General features: G+C 71.0%; 21 protein-coding genes. 11 read left to right on the top strand and 10 right to left on the bottom strand.

Going from position 1 to position 23,931, the window contains the following annotated elements:
• The first annotated feature begins 6 nt into the window (after positions 1 to 6).
• Positions 7 to 414, top strand: a complete 408-nt coding sequence (locus tag ACWEF2_RS07775; protein ID WP_453812914.1) for a VOC family protein — start codon at positions 7 to 9, stop codon at positions 412 to 414.
• A 307-nt stretch (positions 415 to 721) separates the two neighbouring features.
• Entirely contained in the window at positions 722 to 1,093 is a 372-nt protein-coding gene (locus ACWEF2_RS07770) for an STAS domain-containing protein (RefSeq protein WP_453812912.1), read from the top strand.
• A gap of 34 nt (positions 1,094 to 1,127) precedes the next feature.
• On the opposite strand, the gene ACWEF2_RS07765 is transcribed toward ACWEF2_RS07770, so the two are convergent.
• From ACWEF2_RS07765 to ACWEF2_RS07745, 5 genes are all read right to left on the bottom strand, one after another.
• Positions 1,128 to 2,084, bottom strand: coding sequence for an anti-sigma factor RsbA family regulatory protein (locus ACWEF2_RS07765; protein WP_453812910.1), 957 nt, complete (start codon positions 2,082 to 2,084; stop codon positions 1,128 to 1,130).
• Entirely contained in the window at positions 2,081 to 2,902 is an 822-nt protein-coding gene (locus tag ACWEF2_RS07760; RefSeq protein WP_453812909.1) for an MEDS domain-containing protein, read from the bottom strand. Before ACWEF2_RS07760 ends, ACWEF2_RS07765 begins: the two co-directional genes overlap by 4 nt.
• Before the next feature lie 301 nt (positions 2,903 to 3,203).
• Positions 3,204 to 6,218: a GcvT family protein gene (locus tag ACWEF2_RS07755; protein WP_453812907.1), complete on the bottom strand. Its 3,015-nt coding sequence runs from the start codon at positions 6,216 to 6,218 to the stop codon at positions 3,204 to 3,206.
• 361 nt (positions 6,219 to 6,579) lie between these two features.
• The gene (gene lipB / locus ACWEF2_RS07750; protein WP_355594736.1) at positions 6,580 to 7,218 is read right to left on the bottom strand and encodes a lipoyl(octanoyl) transferase LipB; all 639 of its coding nucleotides are present in this window, start codon (positions 7,216 to 7,218) and stop codon (positions 6,580 to 6,582) included.
• A 163-nt stretch (positions 7,219 to 7,381) separates the two neighbouring features.
• Entirely contained in the window at positions 7,382 to 7,567 is a 186-nt protein-coding gene (locus tag ACWEF2_RS07745; RefSeq protein ID WP_355594734.1) for a PspC domain-containing protein, read from the bottom strand.
• Between the two features lie 237 nt (positions 7,568 to 7,804).
• On the opposite strand from ACWEF2_RS07745, the gene ACWEF2_RS07740 reads away from it, so the two are divergent.
• The 4 genes from ACWEF2_RS07740 (at position 7,805) to ACWEF2_RS07725 (ending at position 12,670) form a co-directional block, all read left to right on the top strand.
• Positions 7,805 to 8,644: an undecaprenyl-diphosphate phosphatase gene (locus tag ACWEF2_RS07740; protein WP_453812904.1), complete on the top strand. Its 840-nt coding sequence runs from the start codon at positions 7,805 to 7,807 to the stop codon at positions 8,642 to 8,644.
• 105 nt (positions 8,645 to 8,749) lie between these two features.
• Positions 8,750 to 11,482, top strand: a complete 2,733-nt coding sequence (locus ACWEF2_RS07735) for an ATP-dependent RNA helicase (protein WP_453812902.1) — start codon at positions 8,750 to 8,752, stop codon at positions 11,480 to 11,482.
• 146 nt (positions 11,483 to 11,628) lie between these two features.
• The gene (locus tag ACWEF2_RS07730; RefSeq protein WP_453812900.1) at positions 11,629 to 12,480 is read left to right on the top strand and encodes an SPFH domain-containing protein; all 852 of its coding nucleotides are present in this window, start codon (positions 11,629 to 11,631) and stop codon (positions 12,478 to 12,480) included.
• Positions 12,473 to 12,670: a hypothetical protein gene (locus ACWEF2_RS07725; protein ID WP_453812898.1), complete on the top strand. Its 198-nt coding sequence runs from the start codon at positions 12,473 to 12,475 to the stop codon at positions 12,668 to 12,670. The genes ACWEF2_RS07730 and ACWEF2_RS07725 overlap by 8 nt, the downstream gene beginning before the upstream one ends.
• 65 nt (positions 12,671 to 12,735) lie before the next feature.
• Here ACWEF2_RS07725 and ACWEF2_RS07720 read toward each other — a convergent pair whose 3' ends face one another.
• The 4 genes from ACWEF2_RS07720 to deoC are packed head-to-tail and all read right to left on the bottom strand — an operon-like array spanning position 12,736 to position 16,346.
• Positions 12,736 to 13,746: an aldehyde dehydrogenase family protein gene (locus ACWEF2_RS07720; protein WP_453812896.1), complete on the bottom strand. Its 1,011-nt coding sequence runs from the start codon at positions 13,744 to 13,746 to the stop codon at positions 12,736 to 12,738.
• The gene (locus tag ACWEF2_RS07715; protein WP_453812894.1) at positions 13,739 to 13,936 is read right to left on the bottom strand and encodes a hypothetical protein; all 198 of its coding nucleotides are present in this window, start codon (positions 13,934 to 13,936) and stop codon (positions 13,739 to 13,741) included. The genes ACWEF2_RS07720 and ACWEF2_RS07715 overlap by 8 nt, the downstream gene beginning before the upstream one ends.
• On the bottom strand, positions 13,929 to 15,356 hold the full coding sequence (locus tag ACWEF2_RS07710; protein WP_453812892.1) for an aldehyde dehydrogenase family protein: 1,428 nt from the start codon (positions 15,354 to 15,356) through the stop codon (positions 13,929 to 13,931). Before ACWEF2_RS07710 ends, ACWEF2_RS07715 begins: the two co-directional genes overlap by 8 nt.
• Positions 15,357 to 15,365: 9 nt before the next feature.
• Positions 15,366 to 16,346, bottom strand: coding sequence for a deoxyribose-phosphate aldolase (deoC, locus tag ACWEF2_RS07705; protein WP_453812890.1), 981 nt, complete (start codon positions 16,344 to 16,346; stop codon positions 15,366 to 15,368).
• Positions 16,347 to 16,725: 379 nt separating this feature from the next.
• On the opposite strand from deoC, the gene ACWEF2_RS07700 reads away from it, so the two are divergent.
• The 5 genes from ACWEF2_RS07700 (at position 16,726) to ACWEF2_RS07680 (ending at position 22,570) form a co-directional block, all read left to right on the top strand.
• Positions 16,726 to 16,899, top strand: a complete 174-nt coding sequence (locus ACWEF2_RS07700) for a hypothetical protein (RefSeq protein ID WP_453812888.1) — start codon at positions 16,726 to 16,728, stop codon at positions 16,897 to 16,899.
• Between the two features lie 118 nt (positions 16,900 to 17,017).
• Complete coding sequence (locus tag ACWEF2_RS07695) at positions 17,018 to 19,888, top strand: helix-turn-helix transcriptional regulator (RefSeq protein WP_453812886.1); 2,871 nt, start codon at positions 17,018 to 17,020, stop codon at positions 19,886 to 19,888.
• Between the two features lie 44 nt (positions 19,889 to 19,932).
• Entirely contained in the window at positions 19,933 to 20,532 is a 600-nt protein-coding gene (locus tag ACWEF2_RS07690; protein ID WP_453812884.1) for a helix-turn-helix domain-containing protein, read from the top strand.
• Positions 20,533 to 20,793: 261 nt separating this feature from the next.
• Entirely contained in the window at positions 20,794 to 22,047 is a 1,254-nt protein-coding gene (locus ACWEF2_RS07685) for a helix-turn-helix domain-containing protein (RefSeq protein ID WP_453812882.1), read from the top strand.
• Between the two features lie 130 nt (positions 22,048 to 22,177).
• Complete coding sequence (locus ACWEF2_RS07680; RefSeq protein WP_453812880.1) at positions 22,178 to 22,570, top strand: hypothetical protein; 393 nt, start codon at positions 22,178 to 22,180, stop codon at positions 22,568 to 22,570.
• Between the two features lie 274 nt (positions 22,571 to 22,844).
• On the opposite strand, the gene ACWEF2_RS07675 is transcribed toward ACWEF2_RS07680, so the two are convergent.
• A complete protein-coding gene (locus ACWEF2_RS07675; protein ID WP_453812878.1) occupies positions 22,845 to 23,798 on the bottom strand; it encodes a helix-turn-helix domain-containing protein in 954 nt (317 codons plus the stop codon).
• Positions 23,799 to 23,931: the final 133 nt, after the last annotated feature.

The following is a 23,931-nucleotide window of genomic DNA, read 5'->3' as shown; positions in this document are numbered from 1 at the left end:
TCAGTCATGGATCTCAAGCTTTCCCACACTTTCATTCAGGTTCACGACCAGGACGAGGCCCTGGCCTTCTACCGCGATGTTCTCGGCCTCGAACTGCGGGTCGACGTGCCGTTCGAGGGGTTCCGCTGGCTGAGCGTCGGACCGCCCTCCCAGCCCGAGGTCGAGATCGTCCTGGAGGCGGTCGGGATGGGCCGGCCGGCGGACCAGGCGACGCTCCAGGGGCTCCTGGCGAAGGGGTCGCTGAGCGGTGTCATCTTCCTGACCGACGACATCGACGCCACGTTCGAGAAGATCCGCGCCTCGGGCGCCGAGGTGCTGCAGGAGCCGATCGAGCAGCCCTACGGCGTCCGCGACTGCGCCTTCCGCGACCCGTCGGGCAACATGCTGCGCTTCTCGCAGCAGATCAAGGACTGACCTTCACCCAGGCCGGCGAGGCGTCACGGTGCTCCGGCCGCCGGAGCACCGCCCCAGATCCGGATGACGGCATCGGTCCCCGGTCGCGTGGGGGCGGGCGGCGGGCCGTACGGGGCCGGTCATGCCCGGCACCACGATGAGGCAGGATGGGCACCCGGGCGGGCCCGCTGTACAACGGATGGGTCAAATGCGTTGAAATTATGTCAATCCGCCCTGAATCCCCGCCAGTACGGTCCATCAGATCGGCATACCTGGTAGGACGGAGGGAACGCCCGCCCTGTGAACTGCGGGTCGAAGGAGTCTCCCAATGTCAACCGAAGGTGCGAACGCACTCTTCATAACGTCGGGATCGCGTGGGAACGCCATCGTGATCCGCGCGGTCGGCGAGCTCGACTACGACTACGCCCCCCTGTTCCGGCGCGAGCTCACCGAGCTGTGGAGGACCGGCGCGGACACCGGCCCCGCGCCCTCGCTCATCCTTGACCTCACCGGGCTCACCTTCTGCGACTCCACCGGGCTCGCCGAACTGCTGTGGATGCTGCACCGGAGCAAGGAGACCGGGACCCGCCTGGTCCTGGCCGGGGCGAACCGTACCCTGCGCCACATGCTGGCCACCACGGGACTCCTGCCGTTCTTCGAGCTGACCGCCTCCGTGGAGGACGCGCTGAAGGAGCGGTGAGGCCGTCCGGGCGCGCACGGGGCGGCGCCGCGGGTCAGGACGGGGTGGGAAGCGCGATGTGCAGGCGGATGATCGTGCCGCTCTCCGGGGTGGAGCGGACCTGGACCAGATCACAGAGCTGGTGGACCAGCCACATGCCCCGGCCGTGCAGCGAGCGGGAGGCGGGGAGCCTCCGGCCGATCATGGGATCGGTCATCACCCCGTCATCACGGAACTCGCAGACCAGCGTGCCCCGCTGCACCCAGGTGCGCAGGGTGCCGTGCCCGCCGCCGTGGACGATGCTGTTACCGGCCACCTCGGTGACCGCGACCAGGGTCTCCCTCAGCCGGTCCCCCTGCAGGCCGTACGGCGCGGCGCAGGCGGTCACCTTCTCCCTGACGGCCGCGAGATCACCCCGGCTGTAGAAGAGCTCCTCGAACGGGTCACAGGCCGGCTCCAGCTCGTCCCAGACGTAGGGCTCCTGGGCGAAGTCCGGATATTCCTGATGGACCCCCTTTTCCAGCACGAACGGGTGGCATCGGCTGATCGCCCGCATGGTCTCGGGGGCGATCGTGTCGGTGTCGTAGGGGCAGAGCAGCCACCAGGCCGGGGAGCCGGTGAAGGCGAGGTTCAGCAGCCATTCGTGGTAGCGCAGCTCCGCGATCTCCGCGACACCCCGCCCGTTCCAGTCCGTCTCGCCGATGCCGCGCACCGGCCGCCCCTCCCCCGCCCGCTCGCTGATCCAGCGCTGCCAGGCGGGGATGAGCCGGGCGGGGTTACGGCCCAGCGCCGAGGTGTCCATGAACACCACACGGGGGTCGGAGCCGGTCAGCTCCCCTCGCAGCATCTGCTCCCGCTGCTCGGGCACGGACACCAGGACGATCTCGTCGGCCGCCAGCGCGTCGTCGATGAAGGACATGACCCCGGTGAGGAACTGCGCCTCACCCGAGTAGGAGTAGAGCTCGTGGCGGAGGCCCGCTGCCTCCGCCACCCCGGTGGCTTCGGTGGTCATGGCATCAGCTCCACGGATACCTCGCAGGTGCTGTAGCCGAGCATCTCCCAGCACGACCTCACTGTCGGGTTCGCGCCCTCGACCGTGATCCGGTGAACCCCGGTGTCGGCGGCGGCCTCCACGAGCGCGCGCATCCCGGCGGCGTCCATCAGCTCCAGCTCGTCGAGACGGAGCCGTAACGCCGGAGAGAGCGCCGTCGCGGCGGCCAGCGCGGCGCCGAACGCCGCGGCGCCGTCGGAGTCGACCACTCCGCACACACTCCAGCTGTCCGGCCCCGAGTTGAACATCCGGAACGACAGCCCAGTACGTCCGTTACCCAGTTCGCGAGGATGCACGCACGCCACATGGTCCAGCGTGGCCGCGCCGAAGCGGTCACGCCCGTAGGCGCAGAGCATGATGGCCTCGATGTCGGCCACGGCCTCGTCCAGCCGCAGCTCGTGGTCGATCAGCACGTCCGCGCCGACATCGGGCGGCACGAGCTGATCCATCACGGCCAGCACGCGAAGGGCGCGATACCCCTGGCGTCCCGCCCGGTCCGCCTCGCGCCGTACCAAGCCCAGCATCGAGCTCATGTCGGGCCCGGGGCCGTCACCGCAGACCGATCGAGGGTCGACGATCATCGCGCCCCGCAGGGCGCCCACGGAGGCGGAGGGGTCGAGCAGCGAGCCGACGATGACCACCTTGTCGCCGAAGAGCTCGCCGTCCGCCAGGAACGCGGAGGTGGCGGCCGTGTATCCCTGAAGCGGGTCGACGATCCAGCACACGTGCTCGCCGACCTCGACCAGATCGAGCGTCGGCATGACGCCTGACTTCCGCACCGCGAACCCACCTCGCCCTCGCTGCGACACCCCCTGCGACACCCTACTGCGCCGTTCGGGTGCACCGCCGGGCACTATCAGGACCCGGCGGAAACAGGCTTTCCACGATGTTTCCACCGCCTCGCGCCCCGTCCCGCCTCTCCCCCGCCGCGCCCCCTCGCCCTCACGCCGCCCCACGGTCCTCATGCGGCGGGCGGGCGGACGTTCCGGGCGGTAACGGCCGGGGATCCTCTGCCGGAAGGCACAGGCGCAGAGGTGCGCCTTCCGGCAGAGGAGTGGGAGCGCGCTTCTCAGCGGAGGGTCATCCCGGGAGGCGTCTGACTCGTTCGGCGGCCGGATCGTAGAGGGGTTCGGCCGCGACGGTGGCGCCGACCAGGGTACCGGTGATGCCGATCTCCACACGGTCGCCGGGGGCGGTCCCGGCGGGCAGGTAGGCGTAGGCGATCGAGTGGTCAACCCGGTGGCCGTACCCGCCACTGGTCACCCGGGAGGCGGGCTCACCCCCGAAACGGACCGGCTCACCACCGAGGCAGATCTGCTCGGGATCGTCCAGCACGAGGCAGCGCAGCCGCCGGGCGGGGGCCTTGTCGCCCCGCTCTCCGGCGGACCCGTTCGACGTGCTCCGGTCTCCGCCGGAACCGTTCGACGCGGATCGGCCGAGGAAATCCCTGTCGTGGGCGACCGCGAACCCCAGGCCCGCCTCGGCGGGGGTGGTCTCCGGGGTGATGTCCAGGCCCCAGACGCGATAGCCCTTCTCCAGGCGCATCGAGTCGATCGCGCGGTAGCCCCCGGGGCGCATGCCGTACGGCCTGCCCGCCTCCATGAGCGTGTCCCACAGCGTGAGCGCGTACTCCGACGGACAGTACAGCTCCCAGCCGAACTCGCCCACGAACGTCACCCGCTGGGCCAGCACCGGGACGCCGCCGACGGCGATCTCCCCGGCCTTCATGTATCCGAAGGTCAGGTCGTCGTCCGAGAGCGATCCGAGGATGGCCAGCGCCTGCGGCCCCCACAGGCAGTAGCAGGCGTGGGCCGAGGTGACGTCCTGGACGTCGAGGCCGTGGCCGCGGAGCCAGGCCGCGTCGTGGACACCGGAGGCGGTGCCGGTGACCAGGCGGAACCGGTCCTCGGCGAGGCGGGTGACGGTCAGGCCGGCCTCGATGCCGCCGCGCTCGTTGAGGAGCTGGGTGTAGACGACCGAGCCGGTAGGCCGGTCGAGCTGCCCGGCGCACACCCGCTGGAGATCCTCCAGGGCCCGGTGACCGGACACCTCCAGCTTCGAGAACGAGGTCCGGTCGAACAGCCCGGCGGCGTCCCGGGTGGCCAGGCACTCCTGGCGGATCGCCGGGGACCAGACCCGGCCCGCCCAGCCCGCCGGACGACCTCGCCGCGACGAGCCCTCGTCGGCCGGGCGCGTGTCCAGGCGGCCGATGACGGAGGGGCCCCCGCCGAAAAGGCCGGCCTTGGACCAGATCGAAATGGAGGGGTCCGGAAACGACAGCCCTGTTCCGGTGGAGTCCGCGTCCACCAGGTCCACACCGAACAGATCCGAGGTGAAGGTGCCGGTGCCGGGCGGCCCCGGATCCGGAAGGCCCGCACCCACCGGATCCAGGGGAAACAGGCCGGCGCCGGACGCCGCGAGGTCGGGCAGGCCCGTGGCCGTCGGGTCGGCGCCGGACAGGTCGGCGGCCGGCAGGCCCAGGTCCGGCAGGCCCGTGGCCGTCGGGTCGGACGTACCGGACAGCTCGGGGTCCGGCAGGCTCCCCCCACCCGGGACGACGGTGAACGGGCCCGGGATGGGCAGGTCGGCAAACGGGTCCAGCGGGGAGGGGCCGGTGTTGGCCTCGAACCAGTTGACCCGCTCCCAGCCCGACTTCTCGCCGAACACCGCCCCCATCTCCGCGTGCCGTACCCAGGCGGGAGAGCGGCGCAGCGGCCGGGCCGCGGTGCGCTCCTCACCCGGATGGACGATGTCGCAGTACGTGGAGTAGGAGTCCAGCGCCCTGGCCCGCGCCCATCGGGTGGACCGGGCGTGGGCCCCGAACCTGCGAAGATCCATGCCAAACACGTCGTACTCCGGCGTGCCGCCCACGATCCACTCGGCCATGACCTTGCCCACGCCGCCCGCCGAGGCCGCCCCGTGGACGCAGAGTCCGGTCGCCGCCCACAGCCCCCGGACCGCGGTCTCCCCCAGCAGGAACTCCCCGTCGGGGGTGAACGCCTCGGGGCCGTGGACGGTCTTCGCGATCGAGGTACGGCTCAGCGCGGGCAACCGCCGCCCCGCCGATTCCCATAATTCCTGAAATTTCGGCGTATCAGGGGCGAAAAGCGTCCGGGGCTCCGCCAGCGGGCGTTCGGTCTCCCAGACCCCCGTCGCCCGAATGTAGCCCCCCACCAGGATCCCGCCGTCCTCCTCCCGGAAGTAGACGAGGTTGTCGGGGTCCTGAACCGTGGGCGTGGTGGAGGAGACCCCGAAGGGCTCGGTGACGACATATTGATGCCTGATCGGCACGACCGGGATGTCCACCCCGGCCAGCCTCCCGACCCGCCCGCTGGCGGCACCCGCCGCGATGATCACGACGTCGGCCCGCACCGACCACTCCTCCGCTCCCGGCGCGCCCCCTGACGCCGGGCCCGAGGTCGCACCGGACGCCGGATACCGGTCACGCTCCGACGTGGACGAGGTGTCGGCTCCGGCTCCCCATTCCGTGTCGGACGTGGCGTCGGACGCCGGGCCCGACGCCAGGCGGACCCCGCGGACCTCACCGCCCACCACGTCGATCCCCGTCACCCGGGTGCCGGTGAGGATCCGCACCCCCAGCTTCTCCGCCCCGGCCGCCAGAGCCCTGGCCAGCAGCACCGGGTCGAGCCAGCCGTCCCCGGGCAGCCAGAGCGCGGCGCGGACGTCGCTCACGTCGAGGAGCGGCAGCATCTCCCCCGTCTCGGCCCCGGAGAGAACCGACAGGTCCAGCCCGTAGGTCTCTCCGGCCCCCGCCAGCCGTAGCGACTCCTCCACCCGCTCGGGTGTGGTCGCCAGGCGGAGCCCTCCGACCCCTCGCCAGCCGGGATCCATTCCGGTCAGCTCGGCCAGCTCGGGATAGAGACCGGCCGAATACATGATCATCTTGCTCTGGGGGGCGGTCGAGCGGAGCCGGCCCGCGAATCCGGCCGAATGCCAGGTGGTCCCCTCGGTCAGCGCGTGTCGCTCCACCAGAATCACCTCGGTCCAGCCCAGCCTGGCCAGATGGTAGGCCACGCTGCACCCGGCCACCCCACCGCCGATCACGACGGCCCGCGCGGAGTCGGGAAGGTTCAAAGTCGGCAACCCCTCTGTGACAGCTCGTCCGCAGAATCGGATCAATGGTATGAAGGTAGGCCAAAGGAGTTCGGCATGCCAGATGCTCCGGCAGACGTCCGGAAATGGGCCGGACAGCCCGTTGGCCAGATGCCGATCAAGGACAGGTTCGGGCACCCGATCACCCGGCCGGGCTCGGCCACCGGATTACCCGCCTGACCGTGGAAGACGGGCGGCGCCGACTCTCCCGGGCACCCACGGATCTTCTCATCCGGGCGCGGCGCCCCCTTCGTATCCGGCATATCCGGGCTGGGAGACCCGGACTGCCCGGGTGGAACGCGAGGAGGCTCGATCGGCCGAGCCGACCCCGGCGACGACCCGATCAGCGTGCCTCGAACGCCTCGGCCACCGCGGCCCGGACCCGATCCATCACACCGGCGGCGGCGGACTCCCGGCTCAGCGAGGTCATGTCGACCTCGGGCATGCCGCAGGCCACCGCCCAGTTCCACGGCGTCAGGTCGCCGTCGACGTTGAGGGCGAACCCGTGGCTGGTGACCCCCCGGCTCTGCCGCATGCCGATCGAGACGATCTTACGGCCCGTCTCCGTGGTCCACACGCCGGTGAGCAGCTCGGAGCCGGGCGGGGTGTCGCGGCGCTCGGCCGAGACGCCCAGCGCGCCGAGCGCCCGGACCAGACGGAGCTCGACCTCCCGGACGTAGTCGACGATCCCCTCGGTCTCACCGAGCTTGACGATCAGATAGCCGACCAGCTGTCCGGGGCCGTGATAGGTGAGCTGCCCCCCCCGGCCCGTGGTCACGACGGGGATGCCCCGGGAGGGGTCGGGCAGGTGCCGCTCGGGCGTGCGCCTGCCGATGGTGTAGACCTGCGGGTGGCTGAGCAGCCAGAGCGTGTCGGGGCGCTCGTCGCGCTGCCGCCGACCGACCAGGTCGGTCATCCGCTCCATGGCCTTCTCGTAGTCCACCAGATCGTCTCGCAGCAGTGCCAGCGGCCGTTCCCTCATGCCCCCAGCCTAATTTCAGCGAAGGCACGCCCGCACCCCGGCGGCACTGCCTCGCGCGGCCAGGAGGGCACGCCGAGACGGTGGCTCACCTTGCGCCCCGGCGGGCACTCCCGCGCGAGCCCTCACCCCCCGGCCCCGGGGAGCCGGAGCACCGGCCCGCGTCTCAGTAGCGGGCCCGCGGAGCCTTCGGGACGAGAACCCACATGACGAGGTAGAGGACCCACATCGGTCCCGGCAGGAGCGAGAGCAGCAGCCACAGCACCCGGACGACCGTGGGCGACCAGCCGATGCTCTCCGCGATCCCACCGCAGACCCCGGCGATTATCTTGTGGTTCGTCGAACGATGCACTTTTCCTCCCTGGTCATGGTCTCTTCATCTGATCCAACGAAGGGCGGAGACACCCCCGTTCCCGGTGTACCCCTGAGAAAACCCTGACAGGGTCGGTTCCCGCCCGGCCGGCCGATCCGGCGGTCCCCGTCGTGATCGCCCGGCCGGGCGCGCGCCTCCCCCGGCCCGGCCAGCGCGTCACGGGAGGTCCCGGGCTCCGCTAGCCTCGCGTACGTCACGCACGCGCTGGGACGGAAGGTGCCCAAGTTGATCGGCTGGTTCGAAGCGGTGGTCCTCGGGCTCATTCAGGGATTGACGGAGTTTCTGCCCATCTCGTCCAGCGCCCACATCAGGGTCGTGTCGGCTCTGTTCGGCTGGGAGGATCCGGGGGCCGCGTTCACCGCGGTGATCCAGATCGGCACCGAGGCCGCGGTGGTCATCTACTTCCGCCAGGAGATCTGGGAGATCATCTCCACCTGGGTCCGCGCGCTCTGGACGCCCGCCCTGCGCACGCACCACGCCGCCCGGATGGGCTGGTACATCATCGTCGGCACCCTGCCGATCGTCGTCCTCGGCCTGCTGTTCAAGGACAGCATCGAGACCGTCTTCCGCGACCTGCGCCTGATCGGCACCACGCTGATCGTCTTCGGCCTGATCCTCTGGCTGGCCGACCGCACCGCCCGCAACAAGCTCACGCTGAAGAAGCACCTCAGCTTCCCGCACGCCCTGGTCTACGGCTTCGCCCAGGCGCTCGCCCTGATCCCCGGCGTCTCCCGCTCCGGCGGCACGGTCAGCGCCGGCCTGCTGCTGGACTACCGCCGGGAGGAGGCCGCCAAGTACTCCTTCCTGCTGGCCATCCCCGCCGTGCTGGGCGCCGGCCTGCTGGAGCTGTTCAAGATCGGCGACGGTACGGCCCCCGACTGGGGCCCGACGATCCTGGCCACCGTGATCTCGTTCATCGTCGGCTACGCCGCGGTGGCGTGGTTCCTGAAGTACATCAGCACCCACCGCTTCACCGGCTTCGTGATCTACCGGATCATCCTCGGCGTCCTCATCATCACGCTGGTCGGCCTCGGATACCTCGACCCCTCCGCCTGACCGGGTGACCGCGCCCCCTCACCGGCCCCCTGCGCCTTAGGTACGGTGACCGTCCCCTCTCCCCCGTCCGGCGCGGGAGGTCAGCCGACGGAGGAGACTGACAGGGTGCGTTCCGACTGGTCCGGCCTTCCCGTCCGCCACGTTCTGCCCGAGCTGTTCACCGCCCTGGACGAGCGTGGCGTCGCCGTGCTGACCGCGCCGCCCGGCACCGGCAAGACCACCCTCGTCCCGCTCGCGCTGGCCGGGCTGCTCGGCGGCTCGCCGCCGAGGCGGGTGGTCGTGGCCGAGCCCCGCCGCCTGGCGGTGCGGGCCGCGGCCCGGCGGATGGCGTGGCTGCTGGAGTCGGAGGTGGGGGCGGAGGTCGGGTTCTCGGTCCGCGGCGAACGCCGGGTCGGCGCGGAGACGGTGGTCGAGGTCGTCACCACGGGAGTCCTTCTCCAGCGGCTCCAGCGCGACGCCGAACTCGCCGGGGTGGATGTGGTCCTGCTGGACGAGTGCCACGAACGTCACCTGGACGCGGACACCGCCCTGGCCTTCCTTCTCGACGTCCGCGCCACCCTCCGGCCCGATCTGCGGCTCGTCGCGGCCTCCGCCACCGCCGACGCCGGCCCCTGGGCCCGGCTGCTGGGCTCCGGCGCACCGGGCTCCGGCGCACCGGGCTCCAAGACGCCGACCCCTGAGACGCCGCTCCCGGAAACACCGGGCCCTGAGGCGCCGGACTCCGAGGCGTCGGGCCTCGGTGCGCCCGGCGCCCCCTCGGGCACCCTCCTGGGCGTCGCCGTACCCGGGTCCGAGGCCGCCGGGGCGGCGCCGGTGGTGCACGCCTCCGGAACCGCCTACCCGGTCGCCCCCGTCTGGGCGCCCCCGCCCAGGACGGTGACCCCACCGCGCGGGCTGCGGGTGGATCCCGCGTTCCTGTCCCACGTCGCCGACGTCGTACGGCGGGCGCTGGCCGAGCACCAGGGGGACGTGCTCTGTTTCCTGCCGGGGGTCGGCGAAATCGGCCGGGTGGCCGCGATGCTCCAGAACGGCGAGGCGCTCCAGGACAACAGACGACTCCGGGACGGCGAGGCGCCTCAGGAGGGCGGGGCGCTCCGGATGGCGGAGGTGCTCCAGGTGCACGGCCAGGCCCCCGCCCATGTCCAGGACGCCGTACTCTCACCCGGCGCGAACCGGCGGGTCGTGCTGGCCACCTCGGTCGCCGAGTCGAGCCTGACGGTGCCGGGTGTCCGGATCGTGGTCGACTCCGGCCTGGCCCGTGAACCCCGGACCGACCACGCCCGCGGGCTCGGCTCGCTGACCACCGTCCGCGCCTCCAGGGCCTCGGCCGTCCAGCGGGCCGGCCGGGCCGGGCGCGAGGCCCCCGGCGTGGTGTACCGATGCTGGTCGCCGGCGGAGCACGACCGGCTCCCCGACCACGCCCAGCCCGAGATCGCCCTCGCGGACCTGACCGGCTTCGCGCTCCAGGCCGCCTGCTGGGGCGACCCCGCCGCCACCGGTCTGGCCCTGCTCGATCCGCCCCCGCCCGCCGCGATGGACGCCGCCCGGCGGACCCTGCACGCCCTCGATGCGCTGGACTCCCAGGACGGCCGGGTCACGGCCAGGGGCCGCCGGATGGCCGGGGCCGGAGTCCATCCCCGGCTGGCCAGGGCCCTGCTCGACGCCGGGCCCGGGGCGGCCGAGGTGGTGGCGCTGCTGTCCGAGCAGCTTCCCAGGGACGCGGGCGACGACCTGGTGGCGATCTGGCGGGCCGCCCGGCGGGGCGGCGACGGCTTCTCGGCCCGCTGGCGCCGGGAGACACGGCGTCTCGGCCGGGCCGCCCCCTCACCCGACCGGACCTCAGGGACCGGCCGGGACCGGGAACCGGAGCCGGGCGACGACACCGTGGCCGGGCTGGTCGTGGCGCTGGCCTATCCGGAGCGGGTGGCCAGGCGGCGTGGCGGCTCCTATCTGATGGCGTCGGGGACGGCGGCGGACCTTCCCCGGGGCTCCCGGCTGAGCAGTGCGGAGTGGCTGGCGATCGCGGTCGCCGACCGGCCCTCGGGGTCGGCGACGGCCCGCGTCAGGCAGGCCGTCGTGATCGACGAGGAGATCGCCAGACTCGCCGCGGCCCCGCTGTACGGCTCCGACGAGGAGGTCGTGTGGCGGGTCCCGCCGGGCGAACGGCGCGGCGACGTCTCGGCGCGCCGGGTGGAGCGCCTGGGCGCCGTCGAGCTGTCCTCGGTACGGCTCCGCGACGCCGACGTCAGGCCCGCGATCCTGGACGGCCTGCGCACCGAGGGCCTGTCGATCCTGCGGTGGACCCCCGAGGCCGTCGCCCTGCGGGAGCGCCTGGCCTTCTGTCACCGCGCGCTCGGCGATCCGTGGCCGGCGACGGACGACGACGCCCTGGTGGAGGCGGCCGACCGGTGGCTGGAACCGGAACTGTCCCGCGCCCGCCGCCGGTCCGACCTGGAGCGCCTCGACGTGGTCTCGGCGCTGCACCGCCTGGTTCCGTGGAGCGCGCGCCTGGAGGAGACCGCCCCGGAGCGGATCGAGGTCCCGAGCGGCTCTCGGATCAGGGTGGACTACTCGGGTGACCGGCCGGTCCTGGCCGCCAAGCTGCAGGAGCTGTTCGGCTGGGACGGGGCGCCGCGCGTGGCGGGGGTGCCGCTGGTGATCCATCTGCTCTCCCCGGCGGGACGGCCGGCGGCGGTCACCGCCGACCTGGCCTCCTTCTGGCGCGGCGACGGCTACCGCTCGGTCCGCGCCGAGCTCCGGGGGCGCTACCCCAGGCATCCGTGGCCCGAGGACCCGCTATCCGCCGTGGCCACCCGCCGTACCAACCCCCGCCGCTGAGCCGGCGGGCGCCCTCACCCCGTCGAGGCGGGCCCCCGCCCGCGGACACCCATCCCCGGGACAAGCGGTAAGAGAAATATGCGGTTATATGTCCGATGATGGTGCGCTATCTTGGTGATATCACTTCGATAGCAAAGGTGGAGTACATGGAGCGACGTGCCTTCCGGGTCAACGGTTTCGCCGTTCTGGTCGGGCTGCTGGTTCTCGGCGTCGTCATGGCCGGGGCGGGCTGGGCAGCGGGGGTCCCGGCTCTCATCGGCGCCGCCGTCGCGTGGGTGATCGTGGCGGCCGTCGCGGCCAGCGGGTTCGTGGTGATCAATCCGAACGAGGCGAAGGTCGTGCAGTTCCTCGGCCGCTACGTCGGCTCCGTGAGCGACGCGGGATTCCAGTGGGTACCGCCGTTCACCACCAAACGGCGGATCACCCTCCGGGTGCGCAACTTCGAGACGGCCAAGCTCAAGGTGAACGACGCCGACGGCAACCCCGTGGAGATCGGGGCCGTCGTCGTCTACCGGGTGACCGACAGCGCCAAGGCCGCGTTCTCCGTGGACGACTACGAGGAGTACGTGGCGATCCAGTCCGAGGCCGCCGTGCGGCATCTGGCCACCAGCCACCCCTACGACGCCCACGACGAGGGCCGCACCAGCCTGCGTGACGGCGCCGAGGTGGCCGCCGAGCTCACCACCGAGCTGAGCGACCGCACCGAGCTGGCGGGCGTGGAGGTGCTGGAGGCGCGGATCACCCACCTGGCCTACGCGCCCGAGATAGCCCAGGCGATGCTGGTCCGCCAGCAGGCGGCCCAGGTGGTCGCGGCGCGCACCCAGATCGTGGCCGGCGCTGTTGGTATGGTCCAGCTGGCACTGAACCGGCTGGCCGAGGAGGGCGTCGTGGAGCTCGACGAGGAGCGCAAGGCTCAGATGGTGTCCAACCTCCTGGTCGTCCTGTGCGGAGACCGGGCGATCCAGCCGGTGGTCAACGCCGGCAGCCTGTATGCCTGAGCGGAAAAAGATCCTGCTCAGGCTCGATCCGGCCGTCTACGAGGCGATCGCCAGATGGGCGGCCGACGACCTGCGGAGCGTCAACGCCCAGCTGGAGTACGCCCTCCGCCTGGCGCTCAAGGGAGCGGGCCGCGGCCTCAGGCGGCCCGAGCGGGACAACGCCGGCGAACCGGACCAGACCTCCGATTGAGGTGACGCGCCTCCCCCGGCGCCTCCCCCCGCAGGTCAGACACCGAGGGGGGAGACGCCGGGAGATCAGATCCCGGTGGGGTGCCAGACGGTCTTGGTCTCCAGGAAGGCCGTCAGCCGCCTGGTCCCGGGGTCGGCGAACCAGTCGGTCCCCGAGACCGCCGGGGTCGCGGAGGCTCCCGCGCGCCCCGGGCGCGCCGCCTCCCCGGCACCCTTGACCCCCTGCGGCCCCTCGGAAACCCCGTCGGTACCCCCGGAGGCTCCCGGAGCCCTGGAGGTCCTGCCGCCCCCGGCCGGCCGGAAGACGCGTTTGAGGTTCTCCGCCGCGGCCTCCTCGCACGCGATCGCCAGGTCCCCGTCGGCGACGCCGGTCAGGTCGACGGCGTTGACGTCCATGTGCGAGGCCAGCCAGGGGGCGATCTCCCCGACCGAGCCGGTGAGGATGTTGACCACACCGCCCGGCAGGTCGGAGGTGGCGAGCACCTCGGCCAGGGTGATCGACGGCAGCGGTGCCCGCTCGCTGGCGACCACGACGCAGGTGTTGCCCGTGACGATCACCGGGGCGATCACGGAGACGAGCCCGAGCAGCGGATCGTCCGGGGCGATCACCGCGACCACGCCGGTCGGCTCCGGCGAGGAGACGTTGAAGTACGGCCCGGCGACCGGGTTGGCGGACCCGGCCACCGCGGCGATCTTGTCGGACCAGCCCGCGTACCAGACCAGCCGGTCGACGGCCGCGTCCACGACGTCCCGGGCGTCCCCGGCCCTCCTGGTGCCCGCCTCGGTCAGTTCGGCGACGAACTGCGCCCGGCGGCCCTCCAGCATCTCGGCCACCCGGTAGAGGACCTGCCCCCGGTTGTACGGGGTCGCGCCCGACCAGCCCGCGAAGGCCCTGCGCGCGGCGGACACCGCGTCACGGGCGTCCTTGCGGGACGCCTTGGACGCGTTGGCCAGGAAGTCACCCTTGGAGGAGGTCACCACGTAGGACCTTCCGCTCTCCGAACGAGGGAACGCCCCGCCGATGTACAGCTTGTACGTCTTGCGCACGGCCAGCCGCACGGATTCGGCCCTACTCATCTCCCTGCCCTCTCCACATGCTCTCCTGTTGCGCCAGCCGCGCCGGCACGAAGATCTGACCGCAGCGGCTCACCCCGCACCGGTGGGCGAACCAGCCCCGCAGCACGGGACGGCCCACACGGGCGAGGTCGTGGCCCTGGGTGGCCCGGACCCGGCGGGAACGGCGCCGCCTCCGGGGATGGTCACACATCGAGATACGCCTCCAGCCCGTGACGTCCGCCCTCTCTGCCGTATCCGGACTCCTTGTACCCCCCGAACGGGGAGGCGGGGTCGAATCGGTTGAAGGTGTTGGCCCACACGACCCCCGCGCGCAGCCGGTCCGCCATCCACAGGATGCGCGACCCCTTCTCGGTCCACACCCCCGCCGACAGGCCGAACGGGGTGTTGTTGGCCTTCTCCACGGCCTCGGCCGGGGTCCGGAAGGTCAGCACGGACAGCACCGGCCCGAAGACCTCCTCCCGGGCGATCCGGTGCGACTGGGCGACACCGGTGAAGATCGTCGGCGGGAACCAGAAGCCCCTGTCGGGCAGCGGGCAGACCGGAGACCAGCGCTCGGCCCCCTCCACCTCTCCGAGGTCGGAGAGTTCGCGGATCTTGGCGAGCTGGGCCGCGGAGTTGATCGCGCCGATGTCGGTGTTCTTGTCCAGCGGATCACCCAGGCGGAGCGTGGTGATCCGCCGCTTCAGCGCGTCGAGCAGTTCGGTGGCGACGGACTCCTGGACCAGCAGCCGGGAGCCCGCGCAGCAGACGTGCCCCTGGTTGAAGAAGATCCCGTTGACGACGCCCTCGACCGCCTGGTCGAGCGCGGCGTCGTCGAACACGATGTTGGCGGCCTTGCCGCCGAGCTCCAAGGTGACCTTCTTGCCGGACCCGGCGACGGACCGGGCGATCAGGCGCCCCACCTCGGTGGAGCCGGTGAAGGCGACCTTGTCGACGCCCGGGTGGTTGACCAGGGCGGCGCCGGTCTCACCGGCACCGGTCACGATGTTGACCACGCCCGGCGGGAGGTCGGCCTGCAGGCAGATCTCCGCGAACAGCAGAGCGGTCAGCGGGGTGGTCTCGGCCGGCTTGAGAACGACCGTGTTGCCGCAGGCCAGCGCGGGAGCGATCTTCCAGGCCAGCATGAGCAGCGGGAAGTTCCACGGGATGACCTGACCCGCCACGCCGAGCGGCCTGGGGTCGGGGCCGTACCCGGCGTGGCCGAGTTTGTCGGCCCAGCCGGCGTAGTAGAAGAAGTGCGCCGCGACCAGCGGCAGGTCCACGTCGCGGGACTCGCGGATCGGCTTGCCGTTGTCCAGGGACTCCAGCACGGCCAGCTCGCGGGAGCGCTCCTGGATGATGCGGGCGATCCTGAACAGATACTTGGCCCGCTCGGAGCCCGGCATCGCCGACCAGGTGACGAAGGCCCTCCCCGCGGTCTGAACGGCCCGGTCGACGTCCGCCTCGGTGGCCCAGGCGACCTCCGCCAGGACCTCCTCGGACGCGGGGTTGACGGTCTTGTGCAGCTCCTCGCCCTGGGAGTCGACCCACTCGCCGCCGATGAACAGCCGGTGGGACGGCTTGATGTCGACGACGTCACGCGCCTCGGGCGCCGGTGCATATTCAAACATGTGGACGCCTTAGTCGAGGGTGAAGTAGTCGGGGCCCGCGTACCGGCCGGTGGCCATCTTCTGGCGCTGCATCAGCAGGTCGTTGAGGACGCTGGAGGCGCCGAGGCGGAACCAGTCGGGGTCCAGCCAGCCCTCGCCGACGGTCTCGTTGACCAGGACGAGCATCTTGACGGCGTCCTTGGTGGTCTTGATGCCGCCCGCGGGCTTCACCCCGACCTTGCGGCCGGTCACCGCCAGGAAGTCGCGGACCGCCTCCAGCATGACCAGCGTCACCGGGAGGGTCGCGGCGGGCTGCACCTTTCCCGTCGAGGTCTTGATGAAGTCGCCCCCGGCCAGCATGGCCAGCCAGGACGCCCGACGTACGTTGTCGTAGGTCGACAGCTCACCGGTCTCCAGGATCACCTTCAGGTGCGCGCCGTGCCCGCCTCCCGGCTCTCCCCGCGCCCCGGTTCGGCCGCAGGCCGCCTTGACCGCGGCGATCTCCTCGAAGACCTTGAGATAGTCGCCGGAGAGGAAGGCTCCCCGGTCGATCACCATGTCGATCTCGTCGGCTCCGGCGGCCACCGCGAACGCGGTCTCGGCGACCTTGACGTCCAGCGGCGAGCGTCCGCTGGGGAACGCGGTCGCGACGCTGGCCACCTTCACACCGGAGCCGCCGAGCGCGCTCACCGCCTCGGCGACCAGGTCGGGGTAGACGCACACGGCGGCCACCTTGGGCACGGAGGGGTCGCCCGGGTCGGGACGGACCGCCTTGGCGCACATCGCGCGGACCTTACCCGGCGTGTCGGCGCCTTCGAGGGTGGTCAGGTCCACCATGCGGATGGCCAGGTCGATGGCCTCGGCCTTGGCGGTCGTCTTGATCGATCGGGTACCGAGCATCGCGGCCCGCTGGTCGGCGCCCACACGGTCGACACCCGGCAGGCCGTGGAGGAGGTTTCGCAGCGCGACGTTGGAGGTGGCCAGGTCGGCGAGCGACGTCGTAGTTGACACCTCTCCAGCATGCCGACTGGTGTGATTAGTTCCAAACTGGACACCACCCAGTCCCTCCACTCGTTTTCGTCAACATTCGCCGAGTTCAGCGGCGGGGTACGGCGGGGCACCTCTCCGCTCTTCCCTCTCCCGCCCGCCGTCCCGTCCCGGGTGCCCCTTCTCCCTCCGCTGTGCCCGCTGTGCGCCCCTTTCCGCCGGGCTCGCGCCCCCTTCTCCGCGGCGTGTCTAAGTCGGGCCGCCCCGCCCTAGGTAGTCCCGGCGCGCCGGCCGCGCGGAGATAGGGCATCCGTCCGATGTGGCGAGGGGGACCTTAGGACGAATCTTGAGTGTGTAAGGAAGTCGCACCAACCGGCACCAACTCCCCAAGGAGAGAGCAGAGATGCTTCCCGAGTTCCACCGTCAGATGATGTCCCAGCGCACCGCCGAGCTCCGCAAGGCGGCGGACGAGCACCGTCTCGCCCGCGAGGCGCGGAAGGCCAACGAGAAGGCCGCGAAGAACGGCTCCGGCGGTGAGCGCCGCCGGGGTCTCTTCAGCAGGATCATCCCCGCATGACCGTGTCACGAGAGCCCGGCCGCATCCCGAGGCCCGGCCGGGCCTCTCAGCCCCCATAAGAGCCCTCCCGTCTTCCGCTGGGCGATAAATAAGAAGATGTCGCTACATAAGGCATGAAATGCTGGAAGACATGATCGGTCGGGCGGTAAGTCCCGTTTTTGTAGGGCGAGAGGCCGAGCTCGCGGGCTTGGGGGAGGCTCTTGAGCAGGCACGGAACAACACGGCCGCGGCCGTTCTGCTCGGCGGCGAGGCCGGGGTCGGCAAGACACGGCTGACCGGCTGCTTCGCCGAACGCGCCGCCAAGGACGGCGCCCACGTGCTCGTCGGGGGCTGCGTGGAACTGTCCACCGAAGGTCTCGCCTACGCTCCGTTCACCGCGGTGATCCGCCAGCTCGTGCGCGAGTCCGGCGCGGAGGAGGTCGCCGCCCTGCTGCCCGAGGGCGCGGCACGCGACCTGGCCAGACTGCTGCCCGAGTTCGGGGAGCCGAGCGGAGACGTGAAGAGCGACACCGCCAGGGCCCGGCTCTTCGAGCAGATCCTCACCCTGCTGGAACGGCTGGCGGAACGCCGGCCGGTGGTCCTGATCATCGAGGACATCCACTGGGCCGACCGGTCCAGTAGAGACCTGATCGCCTTCCTCAGCCGGAACCTGCGCGCCGCACCGGTCCTGATGGTCCTCACCTACCGCTCCGACGAACTGCACCGCCAGCACCCGCTCCGGCCGGTGCTCGCCGAACTCGGCCGCCTGGACGGGGTTCTCAGGCTGGACCTGCCCCGGCTCACCCGGGACGAGGTGGCCGCCCAGATGGCCGGCATCCTCGGCAGGCCCCCGGAGTTCGCGCGGGTCGGCAAGGTCTTCGAGCGCAGCGAGGGCATCCCGCTGTTCGTCGAGGCGCTGGTCGAGTGCGGGGGCGACTCCTCCTTCCCCGACTCGCTCCACGACCTGATGATCGGCACCATCGAGCAGCTCCCCGACGAGACCCAGCGCATGCTGCGCACGGCCGCCGCCGGTGGGATCCGGATCGGCCACGACCTGCTCGCCGCGGTCAGCGGGCTCTCCGACACGGACCTGGAGGACGCGCTGCGGCCCGCCGTCGCGGCCAACGTGCTGCAGGTCGCCGACGGCCGGGCCTACGCCTTCCGGCACGCCCTGATCCGCGAGGCCGTACACGACGAACTCCTGCCCGGCGAGCACGTACGGCTGCACGCCCGCTTCGCCGAGGAGATCGGCAGGGACCGCACCCTGGTCCCGCACGGCCGGGCCGCCATCGAGATCGCCCACCACTGGTACGCCGCCCGCGACGACCTCTGGGCCCTCGTCTCCGCCTGGGAGGCGGCCGGCAAGGCCGCGAAGACCTCCGCCTACAACGAGAAGATGCAGCTGCTGGAGCGGGTGCTCACGCTGTGGAGCAAGGTTCCCGACGCCTCGGCCCGGATCGGCGTGGACCACACCACGGTGCTGGAGCAGGCGTCGGAGGCCGCCCACGCCTGCGGTGAGAGCGACCGGGGCATGAAGTTCGTCAAGGCCGCGCTGGCCGAGCTGGACGAGAAGGCCGAACCCGAGCGGGTGGCCGGGCTGGTCGTACGGCTGTCGCAGTTCAAGCTGGCCAAGCGCAAGCCCGGAGCCCTCGACGACCTGCGCTACGCCGAACGACTGGTCCCCCACCCCGGGCTGGACCGGGCGCACGTGCTGTCCAGGCTGGGCTCCTATCTCATGTTCAACGGCGAGGTGGCCGAGGGCACCGCGCTCACCGAGGAGGCGCTGCGGATCGTCCGCGAGCACGGTGACGAGCGCCTGGAGGCCGATCTGCTGCTCAACCTCGCCCTGGGCCACTCGATCGAGGGGTGCCACGAAGCCACGATCGCCGTCAACTCGGCCGCCCAGGCGATCGGCGAGCGCAGAGGCTCCGACAGCGTCGTCCTCCGCGCCCTGGCCAACAACGTGGACGCGCTCAACAGCATGGGCCGATCGGCCGAGGCGGTCGAGCTGGCGCTCGAAGGCGAGCGGCTGGCCAGGAAGTACGGCCGCTACCGCGTCTCGGGGACGTTCATCGCCAACAACCGGGCCGAGGCGCTGGAGGCGCTGGGCCGCCTCGACGAGGCGGCCCAGCTGGCCGAACAGGCGCTCACCATGGATCCGACCCTGCGCACCCGGCACCACCTGCGCCGGATCCGCGCCAGCGTGGCGATCGCGCGCGGGGAGACCGATGTGGTCAGGTCGGTGCTGAACGAGGTGGACGCCTTCACGGCGCAGGAGGAGTTCACCCAGGAGTGGACGACCAACGCCCGGCTCAGGGTCGGCCTGCACATGCTCGACGGCGAGCCTCTGGCCGCGCTGGAGGCGGTCGAGCAGACCCTCCTGGAGGCCAGGAACACCCGCAGGACCGTGCTCGGCTGGCGGACGCTCGCCCTGCTGGCCGGGGTCTGCGAGGTCACCGAGGCGTTCGCGCCCAGACGCGCGACGGCGCTGCGCCGCCGGGTGGAGGAGACGGCTGCCACGATGAAGGTGCACAACCCGGTCGCCGCGGCGTACCGGCTCTGCGTCAACCGTGACCACGACGGCGCGGCCACCGCCTGGGAGCGGCTGAGCCGTCCCCTGCCACGCGCCGCGTCACTGCTCCACTCGGGGCGGGCCGCGGCCGGCGCGGGTGACCGCGAGAGCGCCTCCGAACGGCTGCGCACGGCCTATCCGATCGCCCTCGGCCTGTCGGCCCGGCCACTGGTCACGGAGATCGAGGCCCTGGCCCGCCGGGTCGGGGTCTCCCTGACGGAGAAGGAGACCGCCTGCGCCGAACCCCTGCTCACGCCGCGCGAGCACGAGGTGCTCCGGCTGGTCGCCCTGGGGCGGTCGAACCGCGCCATCGCCGCCGAGCTGTTCATCTCGGCCAAGACCGTCAGCGTCCACGTCTCGAACATCCTGGGTAAACTCAACGTCTCGACCCGGGGCGAGGCCGCGGCCGCGGCCCACCGCCTCGCCCTGATCGGCTGATTCCCGCATCATGGGAGTCGGCCAGGGTGGGAGAGGGGAAGCACGTGCGGAGCGAGAGCGGCATCGCCGTCGGCATGACCCCCGCCCCTTCGGAGGCGGCGGGGGTGCGCGGGGCGATCGCGGCCAACCTGCGCCGCACCCGGCTGGCCCGCGGTCTCAGCGTCCGAGAGCTGGCCGAGCTGACCGGGGTGAGCAAGGCACTGATCTCCCAGGTGGAACGCGGCGTCGCCAACCCCACGGTCGAGGTGCTGTCCCGGCTGGCGACCACCCTTGAACTGACCTTCGGCGAGCTGACCCGGATCCACCTGGTGGGCCCGGAAGTGATCCGCCGGAGTGACGGCGTCCCGCTGCCGGTCGGCGGCAGCACGATCCGCACCCTGTTCGCCGCCCCGGACCGGCGCCGCTTCGAGCTGGCCGAGGGCGACATCCCGGCGGACACCCGAAGCGCCAAGAGCTCGCACGGCCGGGGCTCGGTGGAACACGCCTACGTCGTGTCGGGCGAGGTGACCGTCGAGACCGGCGAGTGGTCGGTGACCCTCGCCGCGGGCGACGCCCTGCGGTTCACCTCCGAGTCCGACCACGTCTACGCCACCGGCCCCGTTCCCTGCCGGGTGCTGACGCTGATCTCCTTCTCCGAGGACTGAACGGGGAGGGCGCGCGGCCCCGGAGGTTCGAGGACCCGCGGCGACCGCCTCGATCCCCACCGGGATGTCCGGGCGGAGGAGACCCTCGACCCGCGCCAATTGTGACCAACGGCCCGAACAGCCCTGTAATCGTTCTCCCACGTCAGAGTCAACGGCCACCCGCGGAAAAGGCCAGGCCACCGCCCTCGCCGTCGCGCGTCATCCGCGAGCGCATGAGAACGGGTAAAACAATGTTCATGTCACCGGCATGGCCGGGCGGTTATGGTGGAGATGCCGCGCAGCCGCGAGGAAGGCACAGACATGACAGGGAACGACTGGGACCCTGATCTTGGTAGTGACTTCGGAGAGCACACCGGACAGCGTATTGCCAGAGTTCGGAAGCATCGGGGACTCAGTCAACAGGCTTTAGCGGCAAAGGCTAAGATTTCTTACAGCCTTCTATCTAAAGTCGAATCCGGCCATAAAGTGGCCTCCGCCGCCCTCGTCGCCGCCGTGGCCCGTGCGCTCTCCGAGGACAGGGCCAAACTCGACGGGCGCCCCCGCCGGGGCGGGGAGCAGCGTCCGGACGCGGCCCACCTGGCGATCCCGGAGATCCGCCGTGTCATCGCCTGCATCGACATGGCCCCCGAACCGGAGGTTCCCCCGCGTTCACTGGACGAGCTGACCGCCGAGCGGAACCGGGCGCGCGTGTTCCTGGGCGACGCCGCCCACGCGCGACTCGGCGCGCTGCTGCCCGCCTCCATCGAGGAGCTGACCGCCCATGTCGCGGAGACGGGGGACCCCCGCGCCTGGCGGCTGCTGAGCAACATGCTCTCCCTGGCGTTCGCGCTGTCCAGAAGGCTCGGCTACCACGACCTGGGACAGGTCGCGCTCGAACGGGCCTCACACGCCGCCGGCCTCGGCGACGACCCCAACCTGCCCCACATCGCCGACCTGTCGCGCGCCCTGCAGCTTTTCACCGTCGGCTCCTGGCCCCTGGCCTCCCGGCTGATGAAACAGACGGCGGGCAGGATCGACCAGAGCCGTCCAGGGGCCTTGCACGTGCTCACCGCCGTACACCTGCGCGGCGCCGTCGCCGCCGCCCTGGCCGCTCACGGCGGGGACGCGTGGGAGCACCACGCCCTGGCGGCCGAGGCGGTCCTCCGAATCCCCGGCGGCCACCGCGGCGACCCCTACGGGCTCCAGGCGAACACCTCCAATGTCCAGATACACGGATGCACCGTCGCCATAGAAATGGGCGACTACGATCAAGCAATCAAAATGGACGAGAGACTTGTTTTCTCCCCCCCTCTGAGTGCGGCTCGGCGGGCGCACCACGAGATCGACATGGCACGGGCCCTCACCCAGGTCGGCAGGGCGGACAGGGCACTGAAACGACTTTTCATGGCCGAAAAAGTCGCCCCCGAGATGATCCGATTTCATGCCACCGCGAGAAGAACCGTCCGGCAACTCTCCTCCCATTACCGAATCATTCCCGAATCCCTGAGACGACTCGAAAACCGCATGTCCCTCTAAGAACTCTCCTGACATGATCTTTCACCAAAAGTGTGAAAATAAACCCTCTCCGCGATTCCTAGAATAGGAGGAGGAGCGGGTGCCAGGGCATTCGCCGCCCCAATCCGACGACTCCGATCCGGGAGGACGGTTGACAGGTCACGCGGCACAGACTGAACCTCAGGAGGCGATCGACGAGGCCACGGCGGAGAGCCAGGACAGAGCACTGGCCGTCGTGCAGCGGCTTCTCCAGGAACGGGGGATCCGGGCCCGCTGTCATCACACGATCGGCCTCCGGCTCTACGCCAACCGGGTGGACGGCGTCACCTGGCCTGATCAGACCCCGCCCCGATCGTGGACGGGCCGGTACCCGCCGGAACTGACCGTGCTCGCGTCCCAGGACCACTGCGAGGCGACGGTGACCGTGGACGCGCGTTCCGGCTGCTACCTGGTGTCCCTCTGCAACGATCCCGGTGTCCAGGCGGTCGAGCCCGAGCAGCCGGAGAAGGTCGTGGACCTGATCCTGGCCGCCGATCCGGAGTAAGGGAGGCCTCTTCCGGAGGCGGCACCGATGGCCGACAGCGCCAGGCGAGCCGTCCACAACCCACCCGTGAGGCGGGCACCTCCGGCAGAGCGACCGACGCCCACCCCGCCGACCAGACCCACCGCGGTGACGGAAAAGGCGAGGCCGCCGGGCACCCAACGGGCGGACCTCAGGGGCAAGGACGATCCGAGCAGGCGCCTGACCAGGGAATACAGAGACTCCAACGGGGAGTTGACCAAGACCGTTCCGTCTGGTCAAGCCGGCTCGATGTCACCTACAGTTCCAGAGGTCTTACCCGAACGCCCTTGCCGGCCCACGGTTCCGGTGTGACCTCACTGTTCGCGCAACGTTCCAGCCACCTGATCTGGTCGACGAAGTACGTGTGCGCCGGACCGCCGCCGGAGAATGTCATGATCGGCCCCTGGGTACCGCGTTTCCCGTGACCGTAGAGCATGACCCGGCAGACGTCGTCGATCTCCTCGATGCCGAATGAGCACGGGAAGTTGTACAGGAAAACCCGCAGCTTGGGGCGGCGGAGCGTGACCTGATGGAGGGGCCGCAGGATTTCCCTTACATACCGCTCCGGGTCCTCCATCGCGGCTTCGGCCGGTTCGATGCGGTACCTGTCCTCACGAGAGGGACAGAGAGGGTCCATCACGAAGATCTGAATCGGAACGGCAGCGGCCTTGGCCTCAAGATGCGGCAGCGTCATGTCGTTCCCGTAGAAATTTCTGGTGAGACCGAACAGGTTGACACGTTGCCGTGCGTTCGAGATGCGTCGAATCAGATCCTCCTCCGACTCGCGGCTGGTGTGAGGGAAGGCGTCAATGATCCCCGCCCGGCTCAACCTGTCCACGTCACCGGGACTGTGATCGGCTCCGAAACCAAGACGGTCCGGCCGCGTCCGGTAAAGACGGCACAGATAGTCGATCCGTTCATCGGACGGCCGCCGCTCGCCGTGTTCCCAGCGGCACAGGGTCGCACCGTCGAGTCCCGGCCCGGCAAGACCGTCGGCCTGGTAGAGCGCGTCCAGCCGGGCACTGATCTCCGCGCGGGTCCAGCCGTTCGCGAAACGCCACGCCTCCAGCGGCAGAACCTCCGGCAGGGCCACCAGGATGCGGTCGGCGGTCTCCTCGGTGGCCCAACCGCGTCGAATGCCCTCGAAGTAGATCTCTTTAGCCGACCTCTCGATCTCCTTACGGCGCGTCCCGGAAACTCTTCCCCTCATTTCACTTTCCGCCCCACGTCATAGGGATTGACGTTCAACGTCAACTATTCTTCCGCCACCCACCATTGCGATCCATTGACGCCTAACGGAAACATTGAAGCATTGAAAGAACACACGGGTCCAGTCCGGGAGG

This window comes from Streptosporangium sp. NPDC004631 (assembly GCF_053601935.1).
The sequence above is the reverse complement of the archived record's forward strand: the minus strand, read 5'-3'. Positions and strand labels throughout refer to the sequence as shown.

Bases quoted from the DNA above. Each gene is read 5' to 3' on its own strand.
- ACWEF2_RS07775 (WP_453812914.1), top strand. From the start codon at position 7: ATGGATCTCAAGCTTTCCCACACTTTCATTCAGGTTCACGACCAGGAC.
- ACWEF2_RS07770 (WP_453812912.1), top strand. From the start codon at position 722: ATGTCAACCGAAGGTGCGAACGCACTCTTCATAACGTCGGGATCGCGT.
- ACWEF2_RS07765 (WP_453812910.1), bottom strand. From the start codon at position 2,084: ATGACCACCGAAGCCACCGGGGTGGCGGAGGCAGCGGGCCTCCGCCAC.
- lipB (WP_355594736.1), bottom strand. From the start codon at position 7,218: ATGAGGGAACGGCCGCTGGCACTGCTGCGAGACGATCTGGTGGACTAC.
- ACWEF2_RS07730 (WP_453812900.1), top strand. From the start codon at position 11,629: ATGGAGCGACGTGCCTTCCGGGTCAACGGTTTCGCCGTTCTGGTCGGG.
- ACWEF2_RS07725 (WP_453812898.1), top strand. From the start codon at position 12,473: ATGCCTGAGCGGAAAAAGATCCTGCTCAGGCTCGATCCGGCCGTCTAC.
- ACWEF2_RS07720 (WP_453812896.1), bottom strand. From the start codon at position 13,746: ATGAGTAGGGCCGAATCCGTGCGGCTGGCCGTGCGCAAGACGTACAAG.
- ACWEF2_RS07715 (WP_453812894.1), bottom strand. From the start codon at position 13,936: ATGTGTGACCATCCCCGGAGGCGGCGCCGTTCCCGCCGGGTCCGGGCC.
- ACWEF2_RS07710 (WP_453812892.1), bottom strand. From the start codon at position 15,356: ATGTTTGAATATGCACCGGCGCCCGAGGCGCGTGACGTCGTCGACATC.
- ACWEF2_RS07700 (WP_453812888.1), top strand. From the start codon at position 16,726: ATGCTTCCCGAGTTCCACCGTCAGATGATGTCCCAGCGCACCGCCGAG.
- ACWEF2_RS07695 (WP_453812886.1), top strand. From the start codon at position 17,018: ATGCTGGAAGACATGATCGGTCGGGCGGTAAGTCCCGTTTTTGTAGGG.
- ACWEF2_RS07685 (WP_453812882.1), top strand. From the start codon at position 20,794: ATGGTGGAGATGCCGCGCAGCCGCGAGGAAGGCACAGACATGACAGGG.
- ACWEF2_RS07675 (WP_453812878.1), bottom strand. From the start codon at position 23,798: ATGAGGGGAAGAGTTTCCGGGACGCGCCGTAAGGAGATCGAGAGGTCG.